This window comes from Sphingobacterium sp. UBA7855, assembly GCA_002500745.1.
In the GTDB taxonomy this organism is placed as follows: Bacteria; Bacteroidota; Bacteroidia; order Sphingobacteriales; family Sphingobacteriaceae; genus Sphingobacterium.
In genome coordinates this window covers 98969-122640 of record DLST01000014.1, presented here as the reverse complement: position 1 = coordinate 122640, position 23672 = coordinate 98969, and the positions used below count along the sequence as shown (strand labels likewise).

The 23672-nt window shown below is 39.5% G+C and carries 31 protein-coding genes; 13 read left to right on the top strand and 18 right to left on the bottom strand.

Annotated features, from left to right (window positions below; all coding sequences use genetic code 11):
- Positions 1-2 precede the first annotated feature (2 nt).
- The 4 genes from ftsY to rpmB all read right to left on the bottom strand — a co-directional run bounded on the left by ftsY (position 3) and on the right by rpmB (position 1808).
- A complete protein-coding gene (gene ftsY, locus B2107_RS12360; RefSeq protein ID WP_209577034.1) occupies positions 3-965 on the bottom strand; it encodes a signal recognition particle-docking protein FtsY in 963 nt (320 codons plus the stop codon).
- A gap of 138 nt (positions 966-1103) precedes the next feature.
- A complete protein-coding gene (locus B2107_RS12355) occupies positions 1104-1265 on the bottom strand; it encodes a DUF4295 domain-containing protein (RefSeq protein WP_070562566.1) in 162 nt (53 codons plus the stop codon).
- A gap of 51 nt (positions 1266-1316) precedes the next feature.
- Entirely contained in the window at positions 1317-1499 is a 183-nt protein-coding gene (gene rpmG, locus B2107_RS12350; protein ID WP_002998409.1) for a 50S ribosomal protein L33, read from the bottom strand.
- A gap of 75 nt (positions 1500-1574) precedes the next feature.
- Positions 1575-1808, bottom strand: a complete 234-nt coding sequence (gene rpmB / locus B2107_RS12345; RefSeq protein WP_046672597.1) for a 50S ribosomal protein L28 — start codon at positions 1806-1808, stop codon at positions 1575-1577.
- Between the two features lie 217 nt (positions 1809-2025).
- Here rpmB and B2107_RS12340 point away from each other — a divergent pair, with 217 nt between their 5' ends.
- The 3 genes from B2107_RS12340 to B2107_RS12330 all read left to right on the top strand — a co-directional run bounded on the left by B2107_RS12340 (position 2026) and on the right by B2107_RS12330 (position 3737).
- The gene (locus B2107_RS12340; RefSeq protein ID WP_293955932.1) at positions 2026-2277 is read left to right on the top strand and encodes a signal peptidase; all 252 of its coding nucleotides are present in this window, start codon (positions 2026-2028) and stop codon (positions 2275-2277) included.
- Positions 2261-2983: a DNA repair protein RecO gene (gene recO, locus B2107_RS12335; protein ID WP_293955931.1), complete on the top strand. Its 723-nt coding sequence runs from the start codon at positions 2261-2263 to the stop codon at positions 2981-2983. Before B2107_RS12340 ends, recO begins: the two co-directional genes overlap by 17 nt.
- Positions 2984-3233: 250 nt before the next feature.
- Positions 3234-3737 (top strand): DUF805 domain-containing protein, encoded by a 504-nt coding sequence (locus B2107_RS12330; RefSeq protein ID WP_293955930.1) that lies wholly within the window; start codon positions 3234-3236, stop codon positions 3735-3737.
- Positions 3738-3799: 62 nt separating this feature from the next.
- On the opposite strand, the gene B2107_RS12325 is transcribed toward B2107_RS12330, so the two are convergent.
- Together B2107_RS12325 and B2107_RS12320 are read right to left on the bottom strand one after the other, a co-directional pair.
- Positions 3800-3994: a quinol oxidase subunit 4 gene (locus B2107_RS12325; protein ID WP_293955927.1), complete on the bottom strand. Its 195-nt coding sequence runs from the start codon at positions 3992-3994 to the stop codon at positions 3800-3802.
- Positions 3995-4194: 200 nt separating this feature from the next.
- Entirely contained in the window at positions 4195-4386 is a 192-nt protein-coding gene (locus B2107_RS12320; RefSeq protein WP_209577023.1) for a cold-shock protein, read from the bottom strand.
- A gap of 162 nt (positions 4387-4548) precedes the next feature.
- Between B2107_RS12320 and B2107_RS12315 the strand changes: the two genes are divergently transcribed.
- The 6 genes from B2107_RS12315 to gcvT all read left to right on the top strand — a co-directional run bounded on the left by B2107_RS12315 (position 4549) and on the right by gcvT (position 8942).
- A complete protein-coding gene (locus B2107_RS12315) occupies positions 4549-5265 on the top strand; it encodes an SIMPL domain-containing protein (RefSeq protein ID WP_293955926.1) in 717 nt (238 codons plus the stop codon).
- A 2-nt stretch (positions 5266-5267) separates the two neighbouring features.
- The gene (locus B2107_RS12310) at positions 5268-5759 is read left to right on the top strand and encodes a DUF4112 domain-containing protein (protein ID WP_293955924.1); all 492 of its coding nucleotides are present in this window, start codon (positions 5268-5270) and stop codon (positions 5757-5759) included.
- A gap of 145 nt (positions 5760-5904) precedes the next feature.
- Positions 5905-6273 carry a hypothetical protein gene (locus B2107_RS12305; protein WP_293955922.1) on the top strand — a complete coding sequence of 123 codons (369 nt, stop codon included), beginning with the start codon at positions 5905-5907 and terminating at the stop codon, positions 6271-6273.
- A 1-nt stretch (position 6274) separates the two neighbouring features.
- Positions 6275-6967: a pseudouridine synthase gene (locus B2107_RS12300; RefSeq protein WP_293955921.1), complete on the top strand. Its 693-nt coding sequence runs from the start codon at positions 6275-6277 to the stop codon at positions 6965-6967.
- Entirely contained in the window at positions 6961-7779 is an 819-nt protein-coding gene (locus B2107_RS12295) for a DUF6929 family protein (RefSeq protein WP_293955920.1), read from the top strand. The genes B2107_RS12300 and B2107_RS12295 overlap by 7 nt, the downstream gene beginning before the upstream one ends.
- Positions 7780-7859: 80 nt before the next feature.
- Positions 7860-8942 carry a glycine cleavage system aminomethyltransferase GcvT gene (gcvT, locus tag B2107_RS12290; protein WP_293955919.1) on the top strand — a complete coding sequence of 361 codons (1083 nt, stop codon included), beginning with the start codon at positions 7860-7862 and terminating at the stop codon, positions 8940-8942.
- Positions 8943-8976: 34 nt separating this feature from the next.
- On the opposite strand, the gene B2107_RS12285 is transcribed toward gcvT, so the two are convergent.
- The 3 genes from B2107_RS12285 to B2107_RS12275 are packed head-to-tail and all read right to left on the bottom strand — an operon-like array spanning position 8977 to position 9824.
- The gene (locus tag B2107_RS12285) at positions 8977-9207 is read right to left on the bottom strand and encodes a DUF6358 family protein (RefSeq protein ID WP_293955918.1); all 231 of its coding nucleotides are present in this window, start codon (positions 9205-9207) and stop codon (positions 8977-8979) included.
- 1 nt (position 9208) lies between these two features.
- Positions 9209-9508, bottom strand: coding sequence for a hypothetical protein (locus B2107_RS12280; protein WP_293955917.1), 300 nt, complete (start codon positions 9506-9508; stop codon positions 9209-9211).
- Position 9509: 1 nt separating this feature from the next.
- Entirely contained in the window at positions 9510-9824 is a 315-nt protein-coding gene (locus B2107_RS12275; protein ID WP_293955916.1) for a rhodanese-like domain-containing protein, read from the bottom strand.
- Positions 9825-9922: 98 nt separating this feature from the next.
- Between B2107_RS12275 and B2107_RS12270 the strand changes: the two genes are divergently transcribed.
- Complete coding sequence (locus tag B2107_RS12270) at positions 9923-11227, top strand: M20/M25/M40 family metallo-hydrolase (RefSeq protein WP_293955915.1); 1305 nt, start codon at positions 9923-9925, stop codon at positions 11225-11227.
- Here B2107_RS12270 and B2107_RS12265 read toward each other — a convergent pair.
- From B2107_RS12265 to surE, 8 genes are all read right to left on the bottom strand, one after another.
- Positions 11224-11724: a GNAT family N-acetyltransferase gene (locus tag B2107_RS12265; RefSeq protein WP_293955914.1), complete on the bottom strand. Its 501-nt coding sequence runs from the start codon at positions 11722-11724 to the stop codon at positions 11224-11226. The genes B2107_RS12270 and B2107_RS12265 overlap by 4 nt on opposite strands.
- Positions 11721-12299: a hypothetical protein gene (locus tag B2107_RS12260; protein WP_293955913.1), complete on the bottom strand. Its 579-nt coding sequence runs from the start codon at positions 12297-12299 to the stop codon at positions 11721-11723. The genes B2107_RS12265 and B2107_RS12260 overlap by 4 nt, the downstream gene beginning before the upstream one ends.
- Positions 12300-12308: 9 nt before the next feature.
- A complete protein-coding gene (locus B2107_RS12255) occupies positions 12309-13499 on the bottom strand; it encodes a M20 metallopeptidase family protein (RefSeq protein ID WP_293955912.1) in 1191 nt (396 codons plus the stop codon).
- Between the two features lie 15 nt (positions 13500-13514).
- Positions 13515-13973 (bottom strand): SPOR domain-containing protein, encoded by a 459-nt coding sequence (locus B2107_RS12250; protein ID WP_293955911.1) that lies wholly within the window; start codon positions 13971-13973, stop codon positions 13515-13517.
- A gap of 20 nt (positions 13974-13993) precedes the next feature.
- Positions 13994-17281, bottom strand: a complete 3288-nt coding sequence (gene secA / locus B2107_RS12245; protein WP_293955910.1) for a preprotein translocase subunit SecA — start codon at positions 17279-17281, stop codon at positions 13994-13996.
- A gap of 257 nt (positions 17282-17538) precedes the next feature.
- Positions 17539-18408, bottom strand: a complete 870-nt coding sequence (locus B2107_RS12240; protein WP_293955908.1) for a 1,4-dihydroxy-6-naphthoate synthase — start codon at positions 18406-18408, stop codon at positions 17539-17541.
- Positions 18409-18454: 46 nt separating this feature from the next.
- Positions 18455-18715 carry a hypothetical protein gene (locus B2107_RS12235; protein WP_293955907.1) on the bottom strand — a complete coding sequence of 87 codons (261 nt, stop codon included), beginning with the start codon at positions 18713-18715 and terminating at the stop codon, positions 18455-18457.
- A complete protein-coding gene (surE, locus tag B2107_RS12230; RefSeq protein WP_293955906.1) occupies positions 18705-19505 on the bottom strand; it encodes a 5'/3'-nucleotidase SurE in 801 nt (266 codons plus the stop codon). Before surE ends, B2107_RS12235 begins: the two co-directional genes overlap by 11 nt.
- A gap of 466 nt (positions 19506-19971) precedes the next feature.
- Between surE and kduI the strand changes: the two genes are divergently transcribed.
- From kduI to B2107_RS12215, 3 genes are read left to right on the top strand one after another with little or no spacing between them, the layout of a single operon-like run.
- On the top strand, positions 19972-20817 hold the full coding sequence (gene kduI, locus B2107_RS12225) for a 5-dehydro-4-deoxy-D-glucuronate isomerase (RefSeq protein ID WP_293955905.1): 846 nt from the start codon (positions 19972-19974) through the stop codon (positions 20815-20817).
- Position 20818: 1 nt separating this feature from the next.
- Positions 20819-21940: a DUF4861 family protein gene (locus B2107_RS12220; protein ID WP_293955904.1), complete on the top strand. Its 1122-nt coding sequence runs from the start codon at positions 20819-20821 to the stop codon at positions 21938-21940.
- A 5-nt stretch (positions 21941-21945) separates the two neighbouring features.
- The gene (locus B2107_RS12215; RefSeq protein WP_293955989.1) at positions 21946-22710 is read left to right on the top strand and encodes an SDR family oxidoreductase; all 765 of its coding nucleotides are present in this window, start codon (positions 21946-21948) and stop codon (positions 22708-22710) included.
- 82 nt (positions 22711-22792) lie between these two features.
- On the opposite strand, the gene B2107_RS12210 is transcribed toward B2107_RS12215, so the two are convergent.
- On the bottom strand, positions 22793-23656 hold the full coding sequence (locus tag B2107_RS12210; protein ID WP_293955903.1) for an SUMF1/EgtB/PvdO family nonheme iron enzyme: 864 nt from the start codon (positions 23654-23656) through the stop codon (positions 22793-22795).
- Positions 23657-23672: the final 16 nt, after the last annotated feature.

Genomic DNA, 23672 nt, shown 5'->3' with positions numbered 1-23672 from the left:
CTCTATTTAAAAAGGGAGTCTACAAATTCCTTTTTGTTAAACAACTGAAGATCACCAATTTTCTCTCCTACACCAATATATTTCACGGGGATCTTAAATTGATCGGATATACCGATAACTACGCCCCCCTTAGCTGTTCCATCGAGCTTCGTCAAAGCTAAGGCGTTCACATCTGTTGCTTGCGTAAATTGTGTACACTGCTCAATGGCATTTTGCCCTGTTGAGGCATCCAAAACCAACAAGATTTCATGTGGCGCTCCCGGAACAACCTTTTGCATAACGTTCTTGATCTTAGTTAGCTCATTCATTAAGCCAACCTTATTATGCAACCGTCCTGCCGTATCTATGATACAGACATCTTCACCATTTGCGACAGCGGATTTTACGGTATCATAAGCCACTGAAGCAGGATCTGACCCCATGGCCTGAGCGACAACACGAACGCCAACACGCTCGCCCCATAATTTAAGTTGATCAACGGCCGCAGCACGAAAGGTATCCGCAGCACCCAAAACCACTTTGCTGCCAGCTTGCTTCAGCTGATGAGCCAGTTTGCCAATAGTTGTTGTTTTACCAACCCCATTAACACCCACGACCATAATGACATAGGGTTTATGCTCACCATAATTGAAATGTTCGAAATCAGCGCTATTGTTCTCTGCCAGTAACGTTTGAATTTCCTCTTTCAACAGATTATTTAGCTCTGAAGTAGAAACGTATTTATCTCGGGCAACACGGGCCTGTATGCGATCAATGATTTTTAAAGTCGTCGTAACCCCCACATCAGAAGTAACCAAAACTTCCTCCAGATTATCCAATACATCGTCATCTACAGTGGACTTACCAACTACAGCTTTTGTAATCTTGGATAAAAAGCCTTCTTTTGTTTTTTCCAAACCCTTATCTAGGGCCTGTTCTTCTTCTTGTGTTTGTGGTTTTTTCTTAAAAAAATCAAATAATCCCATGGAATGTGTAGTGAAAATTGATGTTCAAATATAAACAAATGTCCTAAACAAAAAAAGCCCTTTCGGTAGGATACCAAAACGGCTATTTTTATCGAATTCTTTTTAAAGAAAAACTTTAAAAAAGGAAAATACTACTCGTTATTTTTGAGCTGCTGCAACTACGTCTTTCACTTTATCGTTGTGAACCATACCTTCTTTGAAAGTATACGCGCCAGTTTTTGCAGATTTAGTAGTAATAATAACCTTTGTAAATTCTTTACCGCCACCTTTTTGTAACGATGCAACTGCTTTCTTTGCCATGGTATATTAATATTTTACTTAGCATCTCTTTCAAGTGCCAAGATATGTGACTTACTTAATTTCTTTATGAACAGTAACTTTTCTCAATACTGGGTTGAATTTTTTCAACTCTAAACGCTCAGTTGTGTTCTTTTTGTTTTTAGTAGTGATGTAACGAGACATTCCCGGAAGACCACTTTCTTTGTGTTCAGTACATTCTAAGATAACTTGTACTCTATTTCCTTTTTTAGCCATTGTTTTACTTTATTTTGAATCCTATTAGGATTGAAATTTCATGAATAATCTTAATGTAACAGGCGCGACAATCAATTAGATTGAGCCTTTAACGATAAATTTATTGATCGCTGCTGTAATCCCGTTCTTGTTGATAGTCTTGATAGCAGAAGTAGATACTTTCAACGTAATCCAACGATCTTCTTCTGGAATGTAAAAACGCTTAGTTTGTAAATTTGGATAGAATTTACGTTTAGTTTTAACGTTTGAGTGAGAAACGTTATTCCCTGTTAACGCCGCTTTGCCTGTTAAATCACAAATTCTTGACATGATATTATTTTTTTGTTGTCTTTATTACAATATGTTAATCCTTTGCACTCTCTGCAAAGAGTTTGCAAATATCTATATTTTTTTTTAGATAAGCAACAAGATAATTGGAATTATTTTTAAAAATAGTTCTACATAGGAAGGGTATCGGCAAAAATAAAGGATTTTATTGTATTATATTTGCTCTGTAAAGAAAAATAGTTTTCAACAATTCACATTTATGAACAAATATCTTCGCAAGGGTATAAGGGAAATAATTATCGGTGTCGTACTGGTGATAGGGGGATATTATCTCATGGAACAACGCTCTAACTGGTATAAGCTCGCTATGCTGATTGGAGTAATCGTATTTAGTGTCGGATTCCTGACTTTAATCTATCGCATGATTCGTAAGGTAGACCGAGATGCCCTCATGGAGATGCGTGAGGAAGGACATAAAAAAGATAAAGAAGGGAATGCTGAACAAAACTAGAGCTGTAGTCTTAAAAACAACAAACTATTCGGAAAGTAGTCTCGTTGCCCAGCTATATACCGAACATTTTGGCATGCAATCTTATCTTATTGCCGGAGCAAGGAAGCCTAAAGCAAAAATCAAGGCCAATATTCTCCAACCTTTACATTTATTGGAAATAGTCGCCACGCATAAAGATAATGGTTCACTCCAAAGGATCTCTGAAGCACGTCAAGTACCCGCACTGCAAGAAATACCTTATGATATCGTCAAAAGTTCGCTGGCTCTTTTTCTGAATGAAATACTTTATAAGATACTGAAGGAACAAGAACATGACAGCTACCTTTTCGAATTTATTCATCAATCCATACTTTGGCTGGATCAAAGTCATTCAAACCTCGCCAATTTTCATCTTGTCTTTTTAATAAAACTCACACGCTTCCTTGGGTTTTATCCGGCCAAATCGAAACAAGTACTCCCCTATTTCAATCTTTACGAAGCAACCTTTTCAAATAGTCTCCCCGAACACCCGCTTGTTTTACAGGAACCACATACGTCAATTTTTAGAACCTTAATTGATTCCGAATATTCAAATTGCGAGCGAATTAAAATGACCAGCTCAGATAGACAATTTTTGTTGGAAAAAGTACTTGATTTCTATCGCTTGCACCGTACAAATTTTAAAGAAATAAAATCGCTCTACATTCTCGAAGAGATTTTTCGGTAAGAGTTTTCGATTCAAGCCCTCCTTATAACCCAACGAGTCCTTATCCCTTAGAAATGAAAATTTTCATGGAGTAATTAAAGATCTCAAACCAAAAATACAAACTGAATATCTAGCCAATACATTCCAGTTAGCTATCGCCTTGTCTATAATAATTGATTTCTTGGATAAATTCTTGGTACATTTATTGTAACAAAACTGAAATAACATATAGTTTACTAACATAATTTTCACCAAAAAAAGTATTAATAATATGGAACTTAAAGAAGCCTTTTTAAAAGTTGTTCGAGACAACTATGCCAATTTTGAGGGTAGAGCCCGTCGAAAGGAATATTGGATGTTCTTCCTTGCAAATCTCATCATTAGCGCAGTATTTGCAATATTGGGACAAATTGCAAGCTTATTTACGTATGTCTCAGGCTTAGTAAGTTTAGCTTTACTAATTCCAGGGATAGCCGTTACAGTCCGAAGACTACATGACACCAATAAATCAGGCTGGTTTATATTAGTCTCCTTGATTCCATTTATTGGTTGGATTTATCTGCTTTACTTATTGGTATTGGAAGGTGACAAAGCATCTAACCAATATGGACCAGATCCTAAGGCCGCTGAAAATGCTATAAATCATCCTTTTAATCAAAGCCAAGATCCATTTGGTTCTTCTCGTACGCAAGACCCATTTGGAAGTTCACAAATTGGAAGTTCGCAGCCTTCAAATCCAACACCGCCAGCACCTGACAAGGATCCCTTCGCTTAGATTCTAAAACCTTATAAAAAAAGCTTTCACATTCCTGTGAAAGCTTTTTTTATGCTGTGTTGTTAATGTCTATGCTTTTTCTTTTGCTGCCCAGGAGCAAAATCACGAGCAGACTGCTCTCCGTAGTATTTTTTAGCCTGACCTGGCGGCATTTTTTTCGGACCTCGCCCATGGCTGTGGCCATGATGAGTAGAATAACATGCCGACATGGAAATCGCTATTACGACAGAAAAAATTAATAATAAAGTGCGTTTCATCTTAATCTCCATATTTTAAACACTTCGTTACAATTATCAGTCCAAAATGTTTAACCGACCATAACAACTGCTCCCGCACCTACTCCTTGGAATTGCCAATGCTAAGGATAATATCAATCCTGGCTCATGAAATACAACTGCATAAAAAAGCCTATGCTTTTCGCATAGGCTTTTTCACAATAAATATATCTTCAATCTTATTAGATAACTCTTACATTTACCGCATTAAGACCTTTACGGCCTTGTTCAACTTCGTAAGATACACTATCATTCTCACGAACTTTGTCTACTAATCCAGAAACGTGAACAAAAATTTCGCTCTCGCCTGAGTTAGGGATGATGAAACCGAAACCTTTGGTCTCATTAAAGAATTTTACTTTACCTTCTTGCATGGCACTATGTTATTAATTTCCCTAAAGGTATAGAAATAAAATCAAAAATTTTAACCTTTTTATTTTTTTTACCCGTTAAACTTTTTCATCAACTTTGGCTCCAATCTTGTAGCAGTGCGATAATAGCAATCGTATAATTAGAAAAACTTTAAGACAAAAAATATGAAAAAAATAGTATTAGGACTTGCCTTTTTAGGTTTTATGACTCAATTAAATGCGCAACAAATGGTTAATAAAGAGTTTGTATCCACGGTGGGACGTGCAGAAGAAGAAGTAACTCCCGACATCATCTATATCGATGTGACGCTAAAAGAGTTTTATGAAAACGGTAACACCAAGAAAAAAGTTGCAATAGACAAACTAGAAAAAGATCTGTTTGATTCGGCAACAAAAGCTGGTGTCAAAAAAGAAGATTTTACCATCCAAAACATCTGGAGCTACAATGTACCGGACAAAAAGAAAAAAGACACCGATATACTGCTTTCTAGACAATATCGTATTAAGGTAACTAACTTAAATAATTTGGATCAATTACTAGATGGCGTCGACAAAGCGGGTATCCAAAGTACTTATATCAGTGAGTATGATTACTCGAAGAAAAAAGAACTGGAAAAAAGCTTAAAAACTAAAGCAGTATTGGATGCCAAAGTCAATGCGCAGATTTTAGCAGAAGCAGCAGGGCAAAAAATCGGAAAGGCTATTGTATTGTCTGAAACACCGCAGCAGATTATCTTTGGCGTTCAGCCGATGATGCGCAATGCGATGTATAAAGGTGCAATGGAACAATCAGCAGATAGTGCTGACGGTGGCGGGCTTGACTTAAATATCAGACCAATGAAAGTAACAAGTGAGATCAGCGCTTCGTTCGAATTATTGTAATCATGCATCGAGAGAAAACTCCCGCAGATAAATTAAAACAAATTGACCAAGATTTCGGTTGGATAGACCGAATATCTTGGTTAATGGATAATCAGTTTAAAATTGGAGGCTTTCGGTTTGGCCTAGATCCGCTGTTAAACCTTATTCCCCTAGGCGGTGCGATAGCAGGCTTTGGTACATCTTTAATCCTTGTAATTGCCATGTGGCGTAACGGTGCCAGCCCCAAGCTCGTTATACGGATGCTTTTGAACATATCACTGGACGCGATTCTTGGTAGCATTCCACTACTCGGAAACTTGCTCGATTTCTTTAGCAAGGCCAACGAAAAGAACATCAAATTGCTCAGACAACACTATTACGAAGGAAAGCATACCGGATCGGGCATTGGCATCATCATCAGTATACTAATTGTTTTTTTACTCCTCATTTCGGTTACGTTATATCTTATTTGGACCTTTTTTTCTTGGGCTTTTTCGCTGCTTAATGGTATCTAATGCCAACAATTCCTGTCATTCTTCCGCTAAAATGGAATCCTTGGTATTTCTGGGGAAACAATGCCCTATATCTAATATCTATTTAATAATTTTGATGGCGATAGTTATCCCGTTATGACATCCAAAACTTAATCTCGAATTTAAAATGAGTAAAAAAAGAATATTTGCACTGATTTTGATCATCGTCATGCTGGCCGCAATTTTGACGAACCCCAGCAAAGAGGAACATGAAAAAATTGTACGTGCGAAAGCCGAACAATTATTAAAAAATCAGCTCCATGCCAAAGATAGAGAGTTTTTTGGCTTGGGAATGCAGCTCTTCGGAAATGACATTGTCGATAAATTTATTCAAACTTCGGTCGTGGTAGACAACTACTATTTGTTTTCTTTAACAAAAATAAAATGGCAGGGCACCGAACAGATCATAGGTGGAGGAGCTTTCAAACATATTTGGCTGAGCCCAAAAATTGATGAAAAAGCAGACGAAATTATTGCTGCATTGAAAAAGATCTAATATGCCTTTAGAAATACTTTACGAAGACGAATCTATCGTTGCTATCAATAAACCGCATGGACTATTGGTACACCGATCTTCTATCGCACGCGATGCTTCAGAGTTTGCGCTACAGCTCCTTCGGGACCAACTAGGAAAAACAGTTTATCCGGCACATCGTTTGGACAGGAAGACTGGAGGCATACTGCTATTTTCGCTAAATAAGGAGACTGACCAATATTTACAAAAAAGTTTTCAGGAGCGCAAGGTCGACAAAAAATACCTCGCTGTACTCAGGGGTTTCGCGCCAGCGGAAGGTCTGATTGATTATCCCTTAAAAAGGGACGATGGTACGGTTCAGGAAGCACAAACATCTTTTCGTTTACTTGCTCAAAGCGAGCTTGCCGTTCCCTTCGGAAAATTTCCGACGTCACGATACAGTCTCGTCGAAGCCAATCCAATTACAGGTCGTATGCATCAGTTACGCCGCCATTTCGCGCATATCTTCCATCCAATTATCGGCGATCGCCCGCATGGATGCAACAAACAAAATAAGTTTTGGAAAGAAACGTACCAAATGGATACCATGCTCTTACATGCGTCGGAGCTAACCTTTAAACATCCTTTATCGGGTGATGACGTACATATCAAAGCGACCTTGCAAGCTGATTTCGAGCGCGTATTGGAAATACTAAATCTCAACAACGTATGTTAAAATTGATTCTTGAAGCTTTCATGAGCATATCCGGTATCACCGCAGCTTCTGGTATTGTCTATCAGGATAGGCAGATCCATATCGTTTCTGACAATAGCAATTACATCTACAGCTATCACATCGCAGACCAAAAGTTGTCTAAAACGGTACTACGCCAGTCTGATCCGATGGAAAACATTGCTAAAGCAGCTAAATTGGATTTGGAATCGATCACTTTCGATGGAAGTCGCTATTATCTTTATGGTTCTGGTTCTACCCCAAACAGAAACCATCGTTTTATTTGGGACGGCAAAACAGTCCTCGAGGAAGACTTCAGTAAAATCTATTCTTCGTTAATGGAAAAATTCAGTATTTCCAAAGAAGACTTCAATATTGAAGGTGTTGTTCATGTAAAAGATAAGATCCTATTTTTTAACCGGGGAAATGGTCCTAAAGGCACAAATGCCATTTTAGAGTATCACCCGCTTTCTCCTGGCCAGTCCCGATGTATCCCGATTGAACTACCCAAGCTAAATGGCATCTCGACAGGCTTCTCAGATGCGACCCTGATTGGAAATGAAATCTATTTTATCGCTACCGCCGAAGACGCAAAATCGACCTATCTGGATGGAGAAATCGGAGGTTCCCTTCTTGGAAAAATACCTTCAGATCTTTCTGGCAAACCCGAGACATTCGAAATTCCCGAAAAGCACAAATTTGAAGGAATCACGCTGAAAGAAGAAACAGCCAACGGTTTAGTTTTCTTACTTTGTGAGGATAACGATAGCGACGATGATAACCTGACCGTCTATTCCCTTAAAGTCAACAATTAAATCGATTGTTCTAAAATAGATTCACAGTGAGGAATCACGTATATTTTATTAAATTTGCAGCTGACTAAAACTTAATTTTTATGTTAAAAAATACCGCCCTTTCGGAGACGCACATTGCTTTAGGAGCAAAAATGGTTCCCTTTGCAGGCTTCAACATGCCGGTACAATATACGGGCATTAATGATGAGCACGAAACAGTTCGTACAGGTGTAGGAGTTTTTGATGTAAGCCATATGGGTGAATTCATCTTAAAAGGTGAAAAAGCCCTGGACCTACTTCAAAAAATCTCTTCCAATGATGTGTCAAAATTATACGATGGGAAAGTTCAATATGCTTATATCCCAAATGAAACTGGCGGTGTAGTTGATGACTTCCTAACTTACCGTATAGACGATAAAACGTATTTTTTGGTTGTCAATGCGTCGAATATCGAAAAAGATTGGAACTGGATATCAAAGTATAATACGGATGGAGTAGAGATGAAAAATATCTCAGATCAAACTTCCTTATTTGCTGTTCAAGGACCTAAGGCTGCTGATGCACTTCAATCGCTTACCGATATCGAATTAGCTCCCATGGAATATTACACTTTTGCAAAAGGTACATTTGCGGGTGTAGAGAATGTTTTGGTCTCTGCAACAGGATATACTGGCGCTGGAGGTTTTGAAATTTATGTGGCCAATGAAGATGCGCAGAAAGTTTGGGACGCTATTTTTGAGGCGGGCAAGCCTTATGGAATCAAACCAATTGGTTTAGGTGCCCGCGATACCCTACGCCTAGAAATGGGCTTCTGCCTATATGGAAATGATATCGATGATCATACATCGCCTTTAGAAGGTGGCTTGGGCTGGGTAACGAAGTTTACAAAAGACTTTGTGAACTCTAAAGCACTCAAAGCGGAAAAAGAAGCTGGTTTGAAGAAAAAGCTTGTCGGTTTCGAAATGATTGACAGAGGCATTCCACGTCATGATTATGAAATTGTCGATGCCGAAGGAAATGTAATTGGACGTGTAACTTCGGGAACGCAATCCCCAACATTAAAAAAATCAATTGGATTGGGTTATGTGGATACAGCTTTTTCAAAAGATGGTAGTGAAATCTTCATTCTCATCCGTAATCAAAAAATCAAAGCAAAAGTAACAAAACCACCATTTGTGAAGTAATAAAAAAAAGCCTGCTTAAAGCAGGCTTTTTTTATTACTTCTTCTTTTGTTTTGCAGTTGGTTGTTGTTTTCCACTCTCCTTTTGTTGAATAAGCGACCGAACTCGTTTGCTCAAAACCACACGCAGATAGATCAATACGACCAAAAAGGCGATAGACAATCCTGTTACCAGCATGTTGCCGGCCTTATACCCTTCAAAACCACTGTAGATTAAAAATACAATGGCTAAACTTAAAACTATATTTAGAAAAAAATACTTTAACATATTATTTTTTTATTACTCCTAATACCCGTTCTCTCCATCCACCAAAGAAATAGAATGCCCCACCAACAATATTCAATAAAACAATCGTCAAAGCCATAACCATCCGTTCAGTATTGGAGATCGTTCTTGAAAGCATGATTTCCCGTAGAACCAAAATTACCCATATTAGCGATAATAAGATCGAAAGGCTTCCCAGCATAGGGAAAACGCCAAGGTTAAATATTCGCGCCAACATGGCAACGATATAAAAAGCAAGACTAAACAGGAAAGCTTGTTTAGTCTGATGCTCTAAATTCTTCATTTTAATAAACGTCTAACTCGGGGTCGATCTCCTCTTTCCAAGCCAATATTCCGCCCTTTAGATTTGACAGGTTGTCAAAACCCTGTTGTTCCAATAACATGATTGCCTGCGCAGAACGCTTTCCTGAACGACATTGTACGATCACTGGCTTATCCTTTGCGATCTTATCAGCCTCGATCAATATGCCCGAAAGCGGTATATTCAATCCATTTAGATTTGATACTTCATATTCAAACGGTTCCCGAACATCAATCAATTGAAAATCCTCCTTGTTATCGATTTTATTCTTTAATTCTTCTACAGATACTTCTTTCATTTTCAAACAATTTAATAGTCAAATATACTACATTTTTTCCGCCCGCTGTCCACTTATAGAATTTTCCTTATCTTCATGCAGATATTACTGAGCTTTATATGAATTCAATACCTAAAATTATTTTATCCTTATCTTTGCTGGCAATTTCGGCAATTACCTATGGACAACAGGTTATTTCCAATCAGGAACGCCAAGATGTTAGCCGTATACTGAATACCTTGGCTGCTGACGATATGCGTGGTAGATCTGCGCTCACAAAAGATATTGAAAAAGCAGCAGATTTTATTGCCGGCGAAATGAAAAGAATAGGTCTCACACCCTATGCAGAACAAAGCTATAGACAATCTTTTGAACTAGATAAAATCTCCCCAGTGAGCAAATCTGCAACGGTAAATAACCAGGTTATTCCTGCAGATCACATTATTTCACTTGGCCACCAGGTGGATTTGGAATGGGATAATAAAAGCGCTATAACTATTGTGAAAATAAAATCGGGGGATGATTTTTCCACAGTATTTAGAGAACATTCCTTGTCCAAAGAAAATACACTTGTATTGGTAGATCCCTCTTTTGAAAACTATTTTGTCCGTTTTGGTCAAATGCTTAACTCGCCTAAATTTATCGAAGATGCTACAGTACAGAAACCTTCAATTGTCTATCTCCTGACAAAGGAAATCCCGACAACTTATAAAATTCAGATTAAAAAAGCTCTTCAAAAATTTCCACTGTTCAATGTGGCGGGCATCATTCCTGGAAAAAGTAAGCCCAACGAATACGTCATCTTTTCGGGACATTACGACCATATTGGTATTCTTCCGGCTGTTGGTAAAGATTCCATTGCCAATGGAGCAGATGATGATGCCTCGGGCGTGACAGCAATGTTGACCCTCGCAGATTATTACAAAAAACAGAATAAGAATGAAAGGACTCTTATTTTCGTTGCCTTTACCGCAGAAGAACTGGGCATGTACGGCTCAAAATATTTTTCCAACCATATCGATGCCGACCAAGTAGTGGCCATGATCAATATGGAAATGATTGGAAAAGATTCTAAATTCGGCCCTAATACCGTGTACATTACCGGATACGATCAATCCAATCTGGGCCAATTGATGCAGGAGAATCTGAAAAATACGACCTTCAGATTCTACCCCGACCCTTACACTAAACAGAATCTGTTTTACCGAAGTGACAATGCAGTGCTAGCGGCCAAGGGGGTTCCGGCACATTCGTTCTCAACCTCCCAAATGGACAAGGATGAATACTATCATACTGTAAAAGATGAAGTATCTACGCTAAACGTTCAAAATATCATTTCCAGTATAGAAGCTATCGCGATAGGTGCCGCAGGAATTGTCAAAGGCAGACAAACACCTTCCCGAGTCGAAAAACTAAAAGATTAAGAAACAGCAGTCGCTTTGACCTCCTTCTGCATAACATAGTCGTTTAGTACATAGTCATAATAAGGAATATCGACGGTTTGAACCACTTTAAAGCCCTGCTTCAAATAAAAATGATAAGCAGGGTTATTCCTGTTGACATTCAGTTCAAGAATACCTCTTCCTTTTAGAACTGTTTTTTCTGAAGCGAAGTCTATCAGTGTTTTTCCGAACCCTTTACCCTGTACACCCGGCATCAAGTAGAGTTTTTCGATACGTACGCGATCTTCGAGCGTCTTCAATGCAATAAACCCTTGCCCGATACCATCTTCTTTCAATACATAAAAAAACTGACCATTGACCATACTTTCCGCAAGCCCTTCCACTGTATAATTTTTTTCCAGCATAAAGTCGATTTGATCTTGCGAAAGTACTTCAGCATAAGTAAGCGGCCAAATGATATAAGCCATATTGGAAATGCTTCTGATATCGCTTTGCTCCGCCAGTTCGATTGTTATCATGTGATCTTCTCTCCTATTAAAATGTATTTTACTTGGGAAAATTCAAGTATTAATAAGCCATCCTTTTCCATTTCGTATTCCTTATCATTTATCTTGATCAATCCCGTATACTTAATATCTTCGTCCTTATCAATGCCACCTATCAGAATTCGCTCACCTTCTGCCTTCCATTTGGTAAACCCTGTTGTCACAAAATAATAACGAAAGCCGTTGGAAAAGAGGACAATATTTATCTGCTCAAGATAGGCCCGATAATAGCCTAAATCCAACTGATCCGAAACAATATTTACCGCTTTATATTGATGTGCTATAAGGTATTCGATCGCAGCTTTTAGAAAAGCAACATCATAAGAAATTACCTTTAGGTTCTCCTGAGATGCGTTAATGGCACTTTTTGTAAAAACAATATCGAACTTATACCCTCTTGCGTCCAGTAAATCCATTGTTCCTTCTTCGATTAAAATGGTTGGGCTCCATTCCAACAGCTGGCCCAAATCCTCTTCATCAATAAGAAAAAGATCTTCAATCAGTAATGCCGGTTCCTGATTTTCGCGGACAATATGGTGCGATGACATAGGTTCTATTTAACAACCGAGCCTACGCAAGGTAATGTAAGCCATCAATCCCGTACTAATCTCCAAAGCAGCCTCATCCACATCAAAGGTCGGTGTATGTACAGCCGAAGAGATCCCTCGCGCTGTATTACCTGTACCCAAACGATAAAAACAAGCATCGATTTCCTGCGAATAATACGAAAAATCTTCCGCTGCCGGCCATAGATCTAGGTCAACAACGTTTTCCTTACCGAGATATTCTTCAGCAAAAGCACGCGCACTTTTAGTGAGTTCAGGCTCATTGATTAGAAAGGGATATCCTTTACGAACTTCAAATTCACAGGTTGCCCCCATGCTTTCGGCGATTCCAACAGCAATTTTCACCATTCTTTCGTGGGCTTCAGCACGCCATTTCTCGTCAAATGTTCGAAATGTACCTTCCAAATAAACCTGATCGGGGATAATATTTGTAGCCCCATTAGCCATTATCTTTCCAAAAGATAATACCGTTGGTGTACGCGGGTCTGCAAAGCGACTGGCTACCTGTTGTAAAGCGGTAATAATCTGAGCTGTGATTACAATAGGATCGATATTCTGATGGGGGTGAGCACCGTGCCCGCCTCTTCCTTTTACCGTCATAAATAATTCGTCGCATGAAGCCATATATTTACCTTCACGGAATCCAACTTTTCCCACTTCTATAAAAGGCATTACATGCTGTCCTATAATGGCCGATGGAGCAGGGTCTTGTAATGCCCCTTCTTTTATCATCAAAGAGGCACCACCTGGTAAGCGCTCCTCGCCGGGTTGGAAGATCAATTTGATTGTTCCTCCAAATTCAGCTTTTAGGCTATACAATATTTTAGCTGTCCCCAAAAGAGAAGAAGTATGTACATCATGGCCACAGGCATGCATCACCCCTGGGTTTTTAGATCCATATGAACGCCCCTCCACTTCTTGAATGGGTAAAGCATCCATATCTGCACGCAATGCAATTACTTCATTGGAAGGTAGGTCACCCGTGATTAAAGCGACAATTCCTGTATCGGCTTTAGCCTCATAGGGAATTCCCAATTGATCCAGCTGCGATTTTACAAAAGCCGAGGTATTGTGTTCTTCGAAGGAAAGTTCAGGATTCTGATGAAGATGTCTACGATTGGAAACCGTATCTTCAAAATATTGATGAGCTAGGGCCAGGACTTTTTCTTTCGTACTTGCCATAAAAGGTTGATTGATTTATTGATAGACAAAAACGTTCTCCGAAAATACAAAGACATTGTTAAAATATTGACGTAACTCGCGCATGAAGGCATTTGCCTCCGATCGACTTCTAAAATCTCCTACCTTGACGCGATAATTGGGTTCATCATAGGTGATATAAGTATCAATATCTTTATACATGTTTCGGAAACGTGTCTGCTCCGAAAACGCTTGATTTCTGCTCGAACCAGCAAATATCTGGACGCGAAAGCCTCTTACTTTGACCCGCGATGCCGCAGATCGGACAATGGGCTTAGCAGGTACTGCTGTCGCTTTGCTTTCGACAGGATTGATTCCCATAGCTGCCCTGAAATTTTGAAGCTGTGTAATCAACGTATCTTTGGTTACAATTACTCCACCTTTTTCCTGCGCCTTTACTTGAACAACAGAAAACAACACAAGTACATGTACGAAAATCAATCCTCTCTTCAGCATAGTTTAACCTTTCTTATCGATTAGTTATTTGCGCCGTGGCAATTTTTATATTTTTTTCCTGAACCACAAGGACACTCGTCATTGCGTCCAACCGTATTTTCATTACGAACAGGTTCTTTTGGTCCATCGTTCACATCTTCTTCACTCACGCCTGTAGGTGAAGTCAACTCCGCTTTTGTTTCAACAGTTTTCACTGGAGCCTGCTGCACTTGTCTCGCTTGCATGGAAGTCGGCTCTTGACCAGGGATCTCCCCTTTGAAAATAAAGCTTACCACATCCTTATTCATGGAAGCCAGCATTCCTTTGAACAAATCAAATGCCTCCATTTTATAAATGATAATCGGATCTTTCTGTTCATAAACAGCGTTCTGAACGGACTGTTTCAAATCATCCATTTCACGCAAGTGCTCTTTCCAAGCCTCGTCGATTAAGGCTAGAACAATTCCTTTTTCAAAAGACTTAAAAACTTCTTTACCGTTGCTTTCAATCGCTTTTTTCAAATTGGCCGAAACCTGAATGCCACGGATACCATCGGTAAATGGAATGACTACGTTTTCGACAATTTGACCTCTTTCTGCATAGACATTATTCAGAACAGGTACTGTCAAAGCACCAACGGCTTCAATTTTATGATGATAAGCATCGAGTGCATGCTCGAAAAGACGTTCGGTCAAGGCTTCAATTTTGCCTTGAGCAAATTCTTCTGCGGTAATTTCTGGTGTGATTGCAAAAATACGGATTACTTCAATTTGAAAATCTTCGTAGTTACCCTGTTCTTTCGCTTCAACGACAATTTCTTCAGCAACGTCAAAAATCATATTATTCAAATCCACATCTAAACGCTCTCCAAACAAGGCATTTTTTCGTTTTGAATAGATGACGGTACGTTGTGAATTCATGACATCGTCATACTCCAATAGACGTTTACGGATACCAAAGTTATTCTCTTCGACTTTGCGTTGCGCACGCTCAATGGATTTGGTCAACATACTATGTTGCATCACTTCACCCTCTTCGACTCCCATTTTCACCATGATGTTAGAAATCCGCTCGGAAGCAAATAAACGCATCAAGTTGTCTTCAAGTGAAACAAAGAATTGCGATGAACCTGGATCTCCTTGACGACCAGCACGACCACGTAACTGACGGTCAACACGACGAGATTCGTGTCTTTCCGTACCGATAATCGCAAGACCTCCAGCCTTTTTCACTTCCTCAGTCAATTTAATATCCGTACCACGACCAGCCATATTTGTAGCGATAGTCACCTGTCCAGGACGTCCAGCTTCAGCAACGATATCAGCTTCTTTTTGGTGTAACTTAGCATTCAAAACATTGTGTTTGATCTTACGCAGTTGTAGCATACGACTTAACAGCTCCGATATCTCTACAGATGTCGTTCCGACCAATACTGGACGTCCTGCATCGGTCAATCGTTGAATTTCTTCGGCTACTGCATTGTATTTTTCACGCGCAGTACGATAAATCAAATCTTGACGGTCATCGCGTTGAGCCACACGATTGGTTGGAATCTCAACTACATCAAGTTTGTAAATTTCCCAAAGCTCGCCGGCCTCGGTCGATGCCGTACCAGTCATACCCGAAAGCTTGTGGTACATACGGAAATAGTTTTGCAATGTAATCGTAGCGTAAGTTTGTGTAGCATCTTCTACTTTCACATTTTCCTTCGCTTCAATCGCCTGGTGCAAGCCATCCGAATAACGACGGCCATCCATGATACGACCTGTTTGCTCATCAACAATTTTTACTTTACCTTCATCAACGATATATTCAACATCATTTTCAAACAAGGTATATGCTTTTAACAGTTGGTTGATCGAGTGAATACGCTCTGCTTTAATTGAATAATCACGCAACATGTCTTCCTTTTTAGCGGCCTTCTCTTCCAAAGTCAACGAAGACTTTTCAATTTCAGCGATTTCAGTACCAACATCCGGTAATATAAAGAAGGAAGGATCTTCTCCAGTTGCTGTAATCAACTCGATACCTTTCTCTGTCAATTCTACTTGATTGTTCTTTTCGTCTATGACAAAATAAAGCTCCGCATCTACTTTAGGCATATTTTTATTTTGCTCCTGCATATAGTAATTTTCAACTTTTTGCAAGATAGAGCGGTTTGCACCCTCACTTAAGAATTTGATTAAAGCTTTATTTTTGGGTAAACCTCTATAAGCTCTTAATAGTGCTAAACCACCGCCTTCAACATCAGAATCACCAGCGGCCAATGCTTTTTTAGCATCATTTAAAACGGTATTAATATACGCTTTCTGAACGTGCACCAAGCGCTCAATACGTGGTTTCAATTGGTAAAATTCATGTTGATCACCACGTGGAATTGGACCAGAGATAATCAAAGGCGTACGCGCATCGTCAATCAATACGGAATCCACCTCATCGACCATAGCAAAGTGTAATTTTCCCTGTACCAATGCATCTGGAGTCTGAACCATATTATCCCGTAGATAATCGAAACCAAACTCGTTATTTGTACCATATACGATGTCCGATTGATAGGCCTTACGACGTTGTGGAGAATTTGGCTGATGTTTATCGATACAGTCAACAGACAAACCATGGAATTCAAATAATGGAGCATTCCATTCAGAGTCACGTCGAGCAAGGTAATCGTTCACCGTTACGATGTGCACACCTTGACCAGAAAGAGCATTTAAATAAGTAGGTAATGTTCCTACCAAGGTTTTACCCTCTCCCGTAGCCATCTCAGCGATTTTTCCGCTATGTAACACAATACCACCAATCAATTGGACATCGTAATGAACCATGTTCCAAGTGACTTCAGTACCAGCTGCCATCCATTTATTTTTCCAAATTGCTTTATCTCCATTGATGACAACATTTGGTTTGTAAACAGCCAGCTCTCTATCAAAATCGTTGGCAGTAACTTCTAATTCTTCGTTTTCCGTCAAACGTCTGGAAGTTTCTTTAACCACGGCAAATGCCTCCGGCAAAATATCCTTCAATACCTCTTCCAACTTCTTATCACGGTCTTTAGACAGCTTGTCCACTTGCTCGTAAATAGAAGTTTTCTTTGCCATATCGTCCTCATCTTCCTCCGCTTCCTTCTTTAGCGAATCAATTTCTTGGTCAATATCTGCGAGGTAATTCTTAATTCTTTCTTTGAAATCAACGGTCTTGGCACGTAACTCGTCATTGGTTAGATTTGAAAGCTTCTCATATTCAGCTTTGATTTGGTCTACCACAGGCTGAATTCCCTTGATATCTCTCTCGGATTTACTTCCAAATAATTTACTTAAAAACTTTAACATAATTTTTTTTCTATCTCAACTTAAGATTTTGTACAATAATGACTCCAAAGTAAAATTGCAGACAATTTGACACTAATCGGGCAAATTTAGTTATTAGATATGATATCTAACAGCTTAGGCCCATTTTTTTTACGTTATTTTTATTGAATATGTCAGTTCCCTAATTCTAACAGGAGGCCAGGATATATTTGTGTTCGTTTAGTGCATTTTACATGCTTTTTTGAACACAATATAAGGACCTATTGGTAGCAGCTAACTTATGACAAAAATAATTTCTTTTCCGAATGCGGTATAAAACCGAGTTCCTGAGCCTTTTCAAACATCTTGGTAATTGCGTTACGTCCTTCAATACCCAACGCTACTGAATATTTATTGACATAAAGTTCGATATGCTTGTACATCACCTCTTCACTCATTTCCTGTGCATGTGCGCGAATAAACTCCAGACCAGACTTCGGATTGGCAAAGGCAAACTCAACACTTTCTTTCAAGATTGTATTCAATGTATCTTTTACTTCTTGCGGCAGACTACGTTTTACGACAATTCCGCCAAGAGGAATCGGAAATTTTGTCGTTTTCTCCCAATAGTCCCCGAGATCGACAACTTTATGCAATCCTTTTTTCGCATAGGTGAATCTATTTTCGTGAATAATCAATCCTAAATCAATAGAACCATCCAATAAGGCGCCTTCAATATCAGAAAAAACCAGTTCTATTTTATTTTTCAACTCAGGGAAAGCCAAGCTCAATAAAAAATTAGCCGTTGTATATTTTCCTGGATAGCCAATTTTCAATTGATCGAATGCTTCCATGCTTTCTGCGCGTTCCAATTTTTGTTGAAGTAATTTCGCCATCTTTGGATCTTTCGTAATTAGCATGGGCCCCACACCAAAGCCCAGCGCACTCCCTGCATCGAGCAATTCATAGTCCTCAACAGCATAGGCAAAAGCATGATAACTTAGTTTGGTAATATCAAGCTCGCCTTGAAAAGCTTTTAAGTTTAAGGTCTCCACATCGTGATATTCCACTTCAAAATCCAATCCCTTAGTATCTATCTTATGATGAATCAATGCATCAAAAATAAATGTATCATTGGGACATGGAGAAAATCCTAATGTTAATTTCATGTTGTACAAATTTTTCCCATCAATCCGATGAGTTTTACAAATTTAATCAAACCGTAATTTTATGCGTTATCAGATAGATAATCATCGCCAAGAAAGTACTTGCAATAATTCCCTTTCCAAGTTGATCGTTTCCCGACCGATAAGCAAAACGTAATAGCACTAAATTTATCAGTACGGCTATGGTATAGATAGCCATAGGCTTCTCGGGTAAAAAGTGAAGTGCAAGATCCGTGAAACGTACCAATATATGAGCCAATACTGGAAATGCAGCACCGATACCCAAACCTATCCAAAAATTATTTTTCACGTTTCCGACTGCTACTCTTTTCTTCAAGATGGTCAAAACTCCACGAATTCAGTTCAGGAATGGCATGATGCGCCGTCATATCAAACTGTGTAGGAACGACAGATACATAGCCATTGGCTAAAGCAAAACAATCGGTATCTTCTCCTCTGTCCTGCAACACAAATTTACCTGTTGTCCAGTAATAATCGCGATTATGGGGATCAATTCGTTCATCAAACTCCTCCACCCAATGCCCTCCAGCCTGCCTACAAATTTTAATACCTTTAAAACCCGAAGTTTGTGGAAAATTGACATTCAGCAGGGTATTTTTAGGGAGTCCGTTTGCCAATACCTGTTCAGTAATAGATATCACATAAGGCCTACAAGGGCTAAAATCAGCATCACGGGAAAAGTTATCTAACGAGAAACCAATGGAAGGAATCCCTTCGATCGCTCCTTCTACCGCAGCAGACATGGTGCCGGAATACAACACATTAATGGAATTATTGAGACCATGATTAATGCCCGATACACAGATATCCGGCTTTTGACCTTTGAAAACTTTATTGACAGCCAGCTTGACACAATCTACCGGCGTCCCTGAACACTGATACATTTCAACCCCTTCATATAAATTGATTTTATCTAAACGTAACGGCCTGCCAAGTGTGATGGCGTGCCCCATACCAGATTGTGCAGAATCTGGAGCAACGACGACAACATTTCCTATTTTCTGCATTTCCTCCAACAACACCTTGATACCTGGGGCTGTGATACCGTCGTCATTAACAACTAAAATATTGGGCTTCATATGTAAATTATTTTTTATTCATCGGGTCATCGTGTATATCCACCTCATTGCGATATTTCTCTATCCCCATTTACGAAGTTAGTAAATCTGAAACCGAGATGTAAATAATATTCATACAACCACCAATTATTCTTTCTAGTTATGCGAATACTACCAACATCTTATCAAAATAACACCAAATCTACCATTAACCCCGCTATTTAATCATCTTTATAAGGTAGTAGCAGGGGGTTAACAGGGGTAAACCCCTGTTAACCCCCTGCTATCCCCCTGTAAACCCCCTGTTATCTCCTTGTTAATATAGGAATTGGTGGAAAGTTGTTATACAAACATCCGGGCGTTAAATAGGAGCTTGCTGAGCAAAAATAAAACCCCACGGTGCTACGACATCGTTTGCGTAACATTGTATCGTTATTGATAAATATTAGCCTTAAATTTAGCATTCAAACAAAAAAATAATTCAGTTATGAGCGTTAATTTTGAATCCCGCTATGCAATAGGGCCCAAAGAATACAAAACTTTAGACACACAAGGATTAAGAGAAAATTTTCTAATTGAAAAAGTTTTTGAAGCAGATAAAATTCATTTTGTCTATACCCACTATGACCGCTATATGGCTGGAGGGGCGATGCCGGTAAGTTCAAAAATCAAATTAGAGACCATCTCGGCATTATTAAAAGAACCTTACTTCCTTTCGAGAAGAGAATTGGGTATTATCAATGTTGGAGGAAACGGACAGGTAGAAGTTGACGGTGTTACCTACGATCTGAATACCAAAGAAGCGCTCTATATTGGACAGGGGGCTCAGGAAGTATATTTTTCAAGCAAAGATGCCGCGCAGCCCGCAAAGTTCTATTTAAACTCAACACCTGCACATTGCAGTTACCCTACTAAAAAAGTAACGAAAGAAGATGCAAATAAAATAGAATTGGGATCATTAGAGACGTCCAACCACCGCACAATTAATCAGATGTTATTAAACAAAGTGGTACAAACTTGTCAGTTACAGATGGGGATGACCGAGTTGAAGCCTGGATCGGTATGGAATACCATGCCATCGCATACACATGATCGTCGTATGGAAGTCTATTTCTATTTTGAATTACCTGAAGGACAGGCTGTATCGCATTTCATGGGGCCTATTGATGAAACAAGACATATTTGGATGCAAAATGACCAAGCTGTCATTTCACCGCCATGGTCTATTCACTCAGGGGCGGGAACTTCAAATTACACCTTCATATGGGGTATGGCCGGCGAAAATCTAGATTATGATGATATGGACAAATGTGCTATTACAGAATTGAAGTGATATGAAAAAATTATTCGTATTAAGTTTAGCGCTTGGGCTCTCAACGATTGCCTTATCGCAGAATAACAAAACAATTACCGTAAGCAACCCCAGTGCTAGCACTAGAATGGAGCTGGTCAGTATTCCCTATGCAACCTTCGAAAAACATTTCGATCTAAAGGGTGGTGTGTTTACAATTGTCGATAAGGATCAAAAAGAATTAGCTTATCAGCTTGAAAAATTAGGAAAGACCACAGCTCAAAACGTATTGATCCAGATCGCCATCCCACCCAAAAGTTCATTGACATTTGGCGTGAATGGCAATAAGCCCACCGCATTTGAATCCAAAACCTACGCGAGATATATCCCCGAAAGGAAGGATGATTTTGCATGGGAAAATGACATTGCAGCATTCAGAGCCTATGGAAAGGCTCTAGAGGGCAGCTCCGAAGATGCACAAGGTTTTGATTTTTGGGCAAAGCGGACCAATGATCTTGTTATTGACGAATGGTATAAAACCGGCGATTATCATGCTGATCACGGAAAAGGCTTGGACTATTATTCCGTTGGACAAACTTTAGGGGTTGGCGACGCGACACCATTCTTTGGCGAAGAGGTCGTATACCATAAACATTATCGCCAGTACGAGGTATTAGATAATGGTCCTTTACGCACCACATTCAAACTTATTCATGAGCCTGAACGTGTAAAAGGCCAGCAATTACAAGTTGAAAAAACGATTTCTTTAGACGCTGGCAGCCAATTGAATAAAATAAGCTATTCGGTCAAAAACACCACGTCGGGTTCCACTCCAGTTGTGGTGGGAATCGCTAAGAGAAAAGAAGAAAAACCTCAAGTTTTAAACGATGAAAAAAATGGGATTTTAGCGTATTGGGAGCCTGCCGAAGGAGACAAGATTACAGGCACTGCTGTTATTCTTCCAGATGTAAAGTATGTATTTAAGGATAGCCCGAAACAATTTTTACTAGCCACAACGGTCAAAAACAATAAACCCCTTGTTTATTTTGCAGGTGCTGCTTTCAACAAAGCTAGTAAAATAACCAATTTTGACCAGTGGCAGTCCTATGTCAAAACATTCAGAAATAATTTAGATCAACCATTAACAATAAAATATTCAAAATAATGTCCATACTGCAATCTTTTGACTTGAGTGGAAAAGTAGCCTTGGTGACTGGCTGCAAGAGGGGAATTGGCAAGGCAATGGCCGAGGCATTGGCTGAAGCCGGAGCAGATATTATTGGAGTCTCAGCGTCGTTAGAAATTGAAGGCTCGGCTGTAGAAAAATCCGTAAAAGCATTGGGCAAAAATTTCTATGCCTATCAGTGCGATTTTTCTAAGCGGACAGCGCTTTACAGCTTTATTGAGAAAGTAAAATCAGACCATCCAACGATCGATATTCTGTGTAACAATGCTGGAAATATACTCCGAAAACCAGCCGCTGAACATCCGGATGAATACTGGGATGAAATCATTGAAATCAATCAAAATGCGCAATTTATATTAACCCGTGAAATTGGGAAGGATATGATTTCACGTGGAACTGGAAAGATCATATTTACAGCGTCTTTATTAACGTTCCAAGGAGGCATTAATGTTCCAGGATATGCGGCCTCGAAAGGTGCCATAGGATCTATGGTAAAGGCTTTTGCTAATGAGTGGGCATCCAAAGGTGTCAATGTAAACGGATTTGCTCCAGGCTATATTGCTACGGACAATACCGAGGCCCTTAGAGAAGATCCCGAACGTTCGAGGTCCATTTTGAGTCGTATCCCTGCAGGCCGCTGGGGAACACCCGAAGATTTCAAAGGACCGGCAGTATTCCTTGCTTCCAGAGCTTCCGACTATGTCCATGGAACCATTCTTACCGTAGATGGTGGTTGGATGGGGAGATAAATGATCAATCCATAGTGGATTAGTTTGCTTTAAAAGTCTTTATCTCTCAAGATAAAGACTTTTTTTTCAAAAGTGTCAGTTTTCAAAGGCCATCAAGAACTTTCATGCCCGTTTTTGATCCAAAGGAATCATGAGAGTTTTTTACAGTTCTAAATCCCAGATTGCTAAACGATGCATTTGGATGTACAGAACCTATATAAACGCTATTGAAAGCTGCACAGCTATTTTTACTACACCACCAAGAGCCTCCGCGGGCATGGGCAACAGAACGGTTGCCATCTCTTTCAAGCCTTCCGGTGCAAAACTCAAAGACATTTCCGAAGATATCATAAAGCCCCCATGGATTGGGTTTGAATTTTCCAACAGGTGAAGTATAAAGATAACCATCGGAATAATCGGCTTTCAAATGATCTTTTCCATGCCAAACATTGGCATAATCGGCCATATTCTCCTTAGTGAAACCGTCGAAATAGGGGCCTTCGCTTCCTGCCCTAGCCGCCACCTCCCATTCGTCAAAAGAGGGCAATCTGCAATCCGCCCATGTACAATAGGCCAGCACATCTTTATAGGAGATACAGGTAACAGGGTGATCCATTTTGGTTTCGATTCCGCCGCGACTTATACCGTTGGGAAAGCGCCAATAAGCCGTGCTGTCGGGTAGCCAACGAAACTCTGGCAAGCCAGGCTCAAAGACCATGGCATTGTGATAGCGTTCTGCTAAGGTCTTATAACCTGTTGCCAGAATAAATTTCTCAAATTCAGCGTTCGTCAGCTCAAACTCCGAAATCCAAAAGGAATCAATATGTACAACCCTTTTGGGATTCTCTATACTGCTTACTTCACCCAAATGATAATTTCCTGCTGGAATTTGGATATATTTTCCAGCTTGCGCTTCACAACGGAGATATAAAAAAAACAAACCAATCACATAGAACAGCTTTTTCATAATCATTAGCATTGGT

Excerpts from the sequence above, each read along its gene's own strand:
- B2107_RS12280 (WP_293955917.1), bottom strand. The coding sequence starts at position 9,508 with ATGAAGAATTTAGAGCATCAGACTAAACAAGCTTTCCTGTTTAGTCTT.
- B2107_RS12300 (WP_293955921.1), top strand. The coding sequence starts at position 6,275 with ATGCCTTTAGAAATACTTTACGAAGACGAATCTATCGTTGCTATCAAT.
- B2107_RS12275 (WP_293955916.1), bottom strand. The coding sequence starts at position 9,824 with ATGAAAGAAGTATCTGTAGAAGAATTAAAGAATAAAATCGATAACAAG.
- B2107_RS12325 (WP_293955927.1), bottom strand. The coding sequence starts at position 3,994 with ATGAAACGCACTTTATTATTAATTTTTTCTGTCGTAATAGCGATTTCC.
- B2107_RS12265 (WP_293955914.1), bottom strand. The coding sequence starts at position 11,724 with ATGATAACAATCGAACTGGCGGAGCAAAGCGATATCAGAAGCATTTCC.
- secA (WP_293955910.1), bottom strand. The coding sequence starts at position 17,281 with ATGTTAAAGTTTTTAAGTAAATTATTTGGAAGTAAATCCGAGAGAGAT.
- B2107_RS12355 (WP_070562566.1), bottom strand. The coding sequence starts at position 1,265 with ATGGCAAAGAAAGCAGTTGCATCGTTACAAAAAGGTGGCGGTAAAGAA.
- B2107_RS12240 (WP_293955908.1), bottom strand. The coding sequence starts at position 18,408 with ATGAAATTAACATTAGGATTTTCTCCATGTCCCAATGATACATTTATT.
- kduI (WP_293955905.1), top strand. The coding sequence starts at position 19,972 with ATGAGCGTTAATTTTGAATCCCGCTATGCAATAGGGCCCAAAGAATAC.
- B2107_RS12250 (WP_293955911.1), bottom strand. The coding sequence starts at position 13,973 with ATGCTGAAGAGAGGATTGATTTTCGTACATGTACTTGTGTTGTTTTCT.
- B2107_RS12330 (WP_293955930.1), top strand. The coding sequence starts at position 3,234 with ATGGAACTTAAAGAAGCCTTTTTAAAAGTTGTTCGAGACAACTATGCC.
- rpmB (WP_046672597.1), bottom strand. The coding sequence starts at position 1,808 with ATGTCAAGAATTTGTGATTTAACAGGCAAAGCGGCGTTAACAGGGAAT.
- B2107_RS12310 (WP_293955924.1), top strand. The coding sequence starts at position 5,268 with ATGCATCGAGAGAAAACTCCCGCAGATAAATTAAAACAAATTGACCAA.
- B2107_RS12315 (WP_293955926.1), top strand. The coding sequence starts at position 4,549 with ATGAAAAAAATAGTATTAGGACTTGCCTTTTTAGGTTTTATGACTCAA.
- B2107_RS12285 (WP_293955918.1), bottom strand. The coding sequence starts at position 9,207 with ATGTTAAAGTATTTTTTTCTAAATATAGTTTTAAGTTTAGCCATTGTA.
- B2107_RS12260 (WP_293955913.1), bottom strand. The coding sequence starts at position 12,299 with ATGTCATCGCACCATATTGTCCGCGAAAATCAGGAACCGGCATTACTG.
- gcvT (WP_293955919.1), top strand. The coding sequence starts at position 7,860 with ATGTTAAAAAATACCGCCCTTTCGGAGACGCACATTGCTTTAGGAGCA.
- B2107_RS12340 (WP_293955932.1), top strand. The coding sequence starts at position 2,026 with ATGAACAAATATCTTCGCAAGGGTATAAGGGAAATAATTATCGGTGTC.
- B2107_RS12220 (WP_293955904.1), top strand. The coding sequence starts at position 20,819 with ATGAAAAAATTATTCGTATTAAGTTTAGCGCTTGGGCTCTCAACGATT.
- B2107_RS12255 (WP_293955912.1), bottom strand. The coding sequence starts at position 13,499 with ATGGCAAGTACGAAAGAAAAAGTCCTGGCCCTAGCTCATCAATATTTT.
- B2107_RS12305 (WP_293955922.1), top strand. The coding sequence starts at position 5,905 with ATGAGTAAAAAAAGAATATTTGCACTGATTTTGATCATCGTCATGCTG.
- rpmG (WP_002998409.1), bottom strand. The coding sequence starts at position 1,499 with ATGGCTAAAAAAGGAAATAGAGTACAAGTTATCTTAGAATGTACTGAA.
- B2107_RS12210 (WP_293955903.1), bottom strand. The coding sequence starts at position 23,656 with ATGAAAAAGCTGTTCTATGTGATTGGTTTGTTTTTTTTATATCTCCGT.
- surE (WP_293955906.1), bottom strand. The coding sequence starts at position 19,505 with ATGAAGCCCAATATTTTAGTTGTTAATGACGACGGTATCACAGCCCCA.
- B2107_RS12295 (WP_293955920.1), top strand. The coding sequence starts at position 6,961 with ATGTTAAAATTGATTCTTGAAGCTTTCATGAGCATATCCGGTATCACC.
- ftsY (WP_209577034.1), bottom strand. The coding sequence starts at position 965 with ATGGGATTATTTGATTTTTTTAAGAAAAAACCACAAACACAAGAAGAA.
- recO (WP_293955931.1), top strand. The coding sequence starts at position 2,261 with ATGCTGAACAAAACTAGAGCTGTAGTCTTAAAAACAACAAACTATTCG.
- B2107_RS12320 (WP_209577023.1), bottom strand. The coding sequence starts at position 4,386 with ATGCAAGAAGGTAAAGTAAAATTCTTTAATGAGACCAAAGGTTTCGGT.
- B2107_RS12270 (WP_293955915.1), top strand. The coding sequence starts at position 9,923 with ATGAATTCAATACCTAAAATTATTTTATCCTTATCTTTGCTGGCAATT.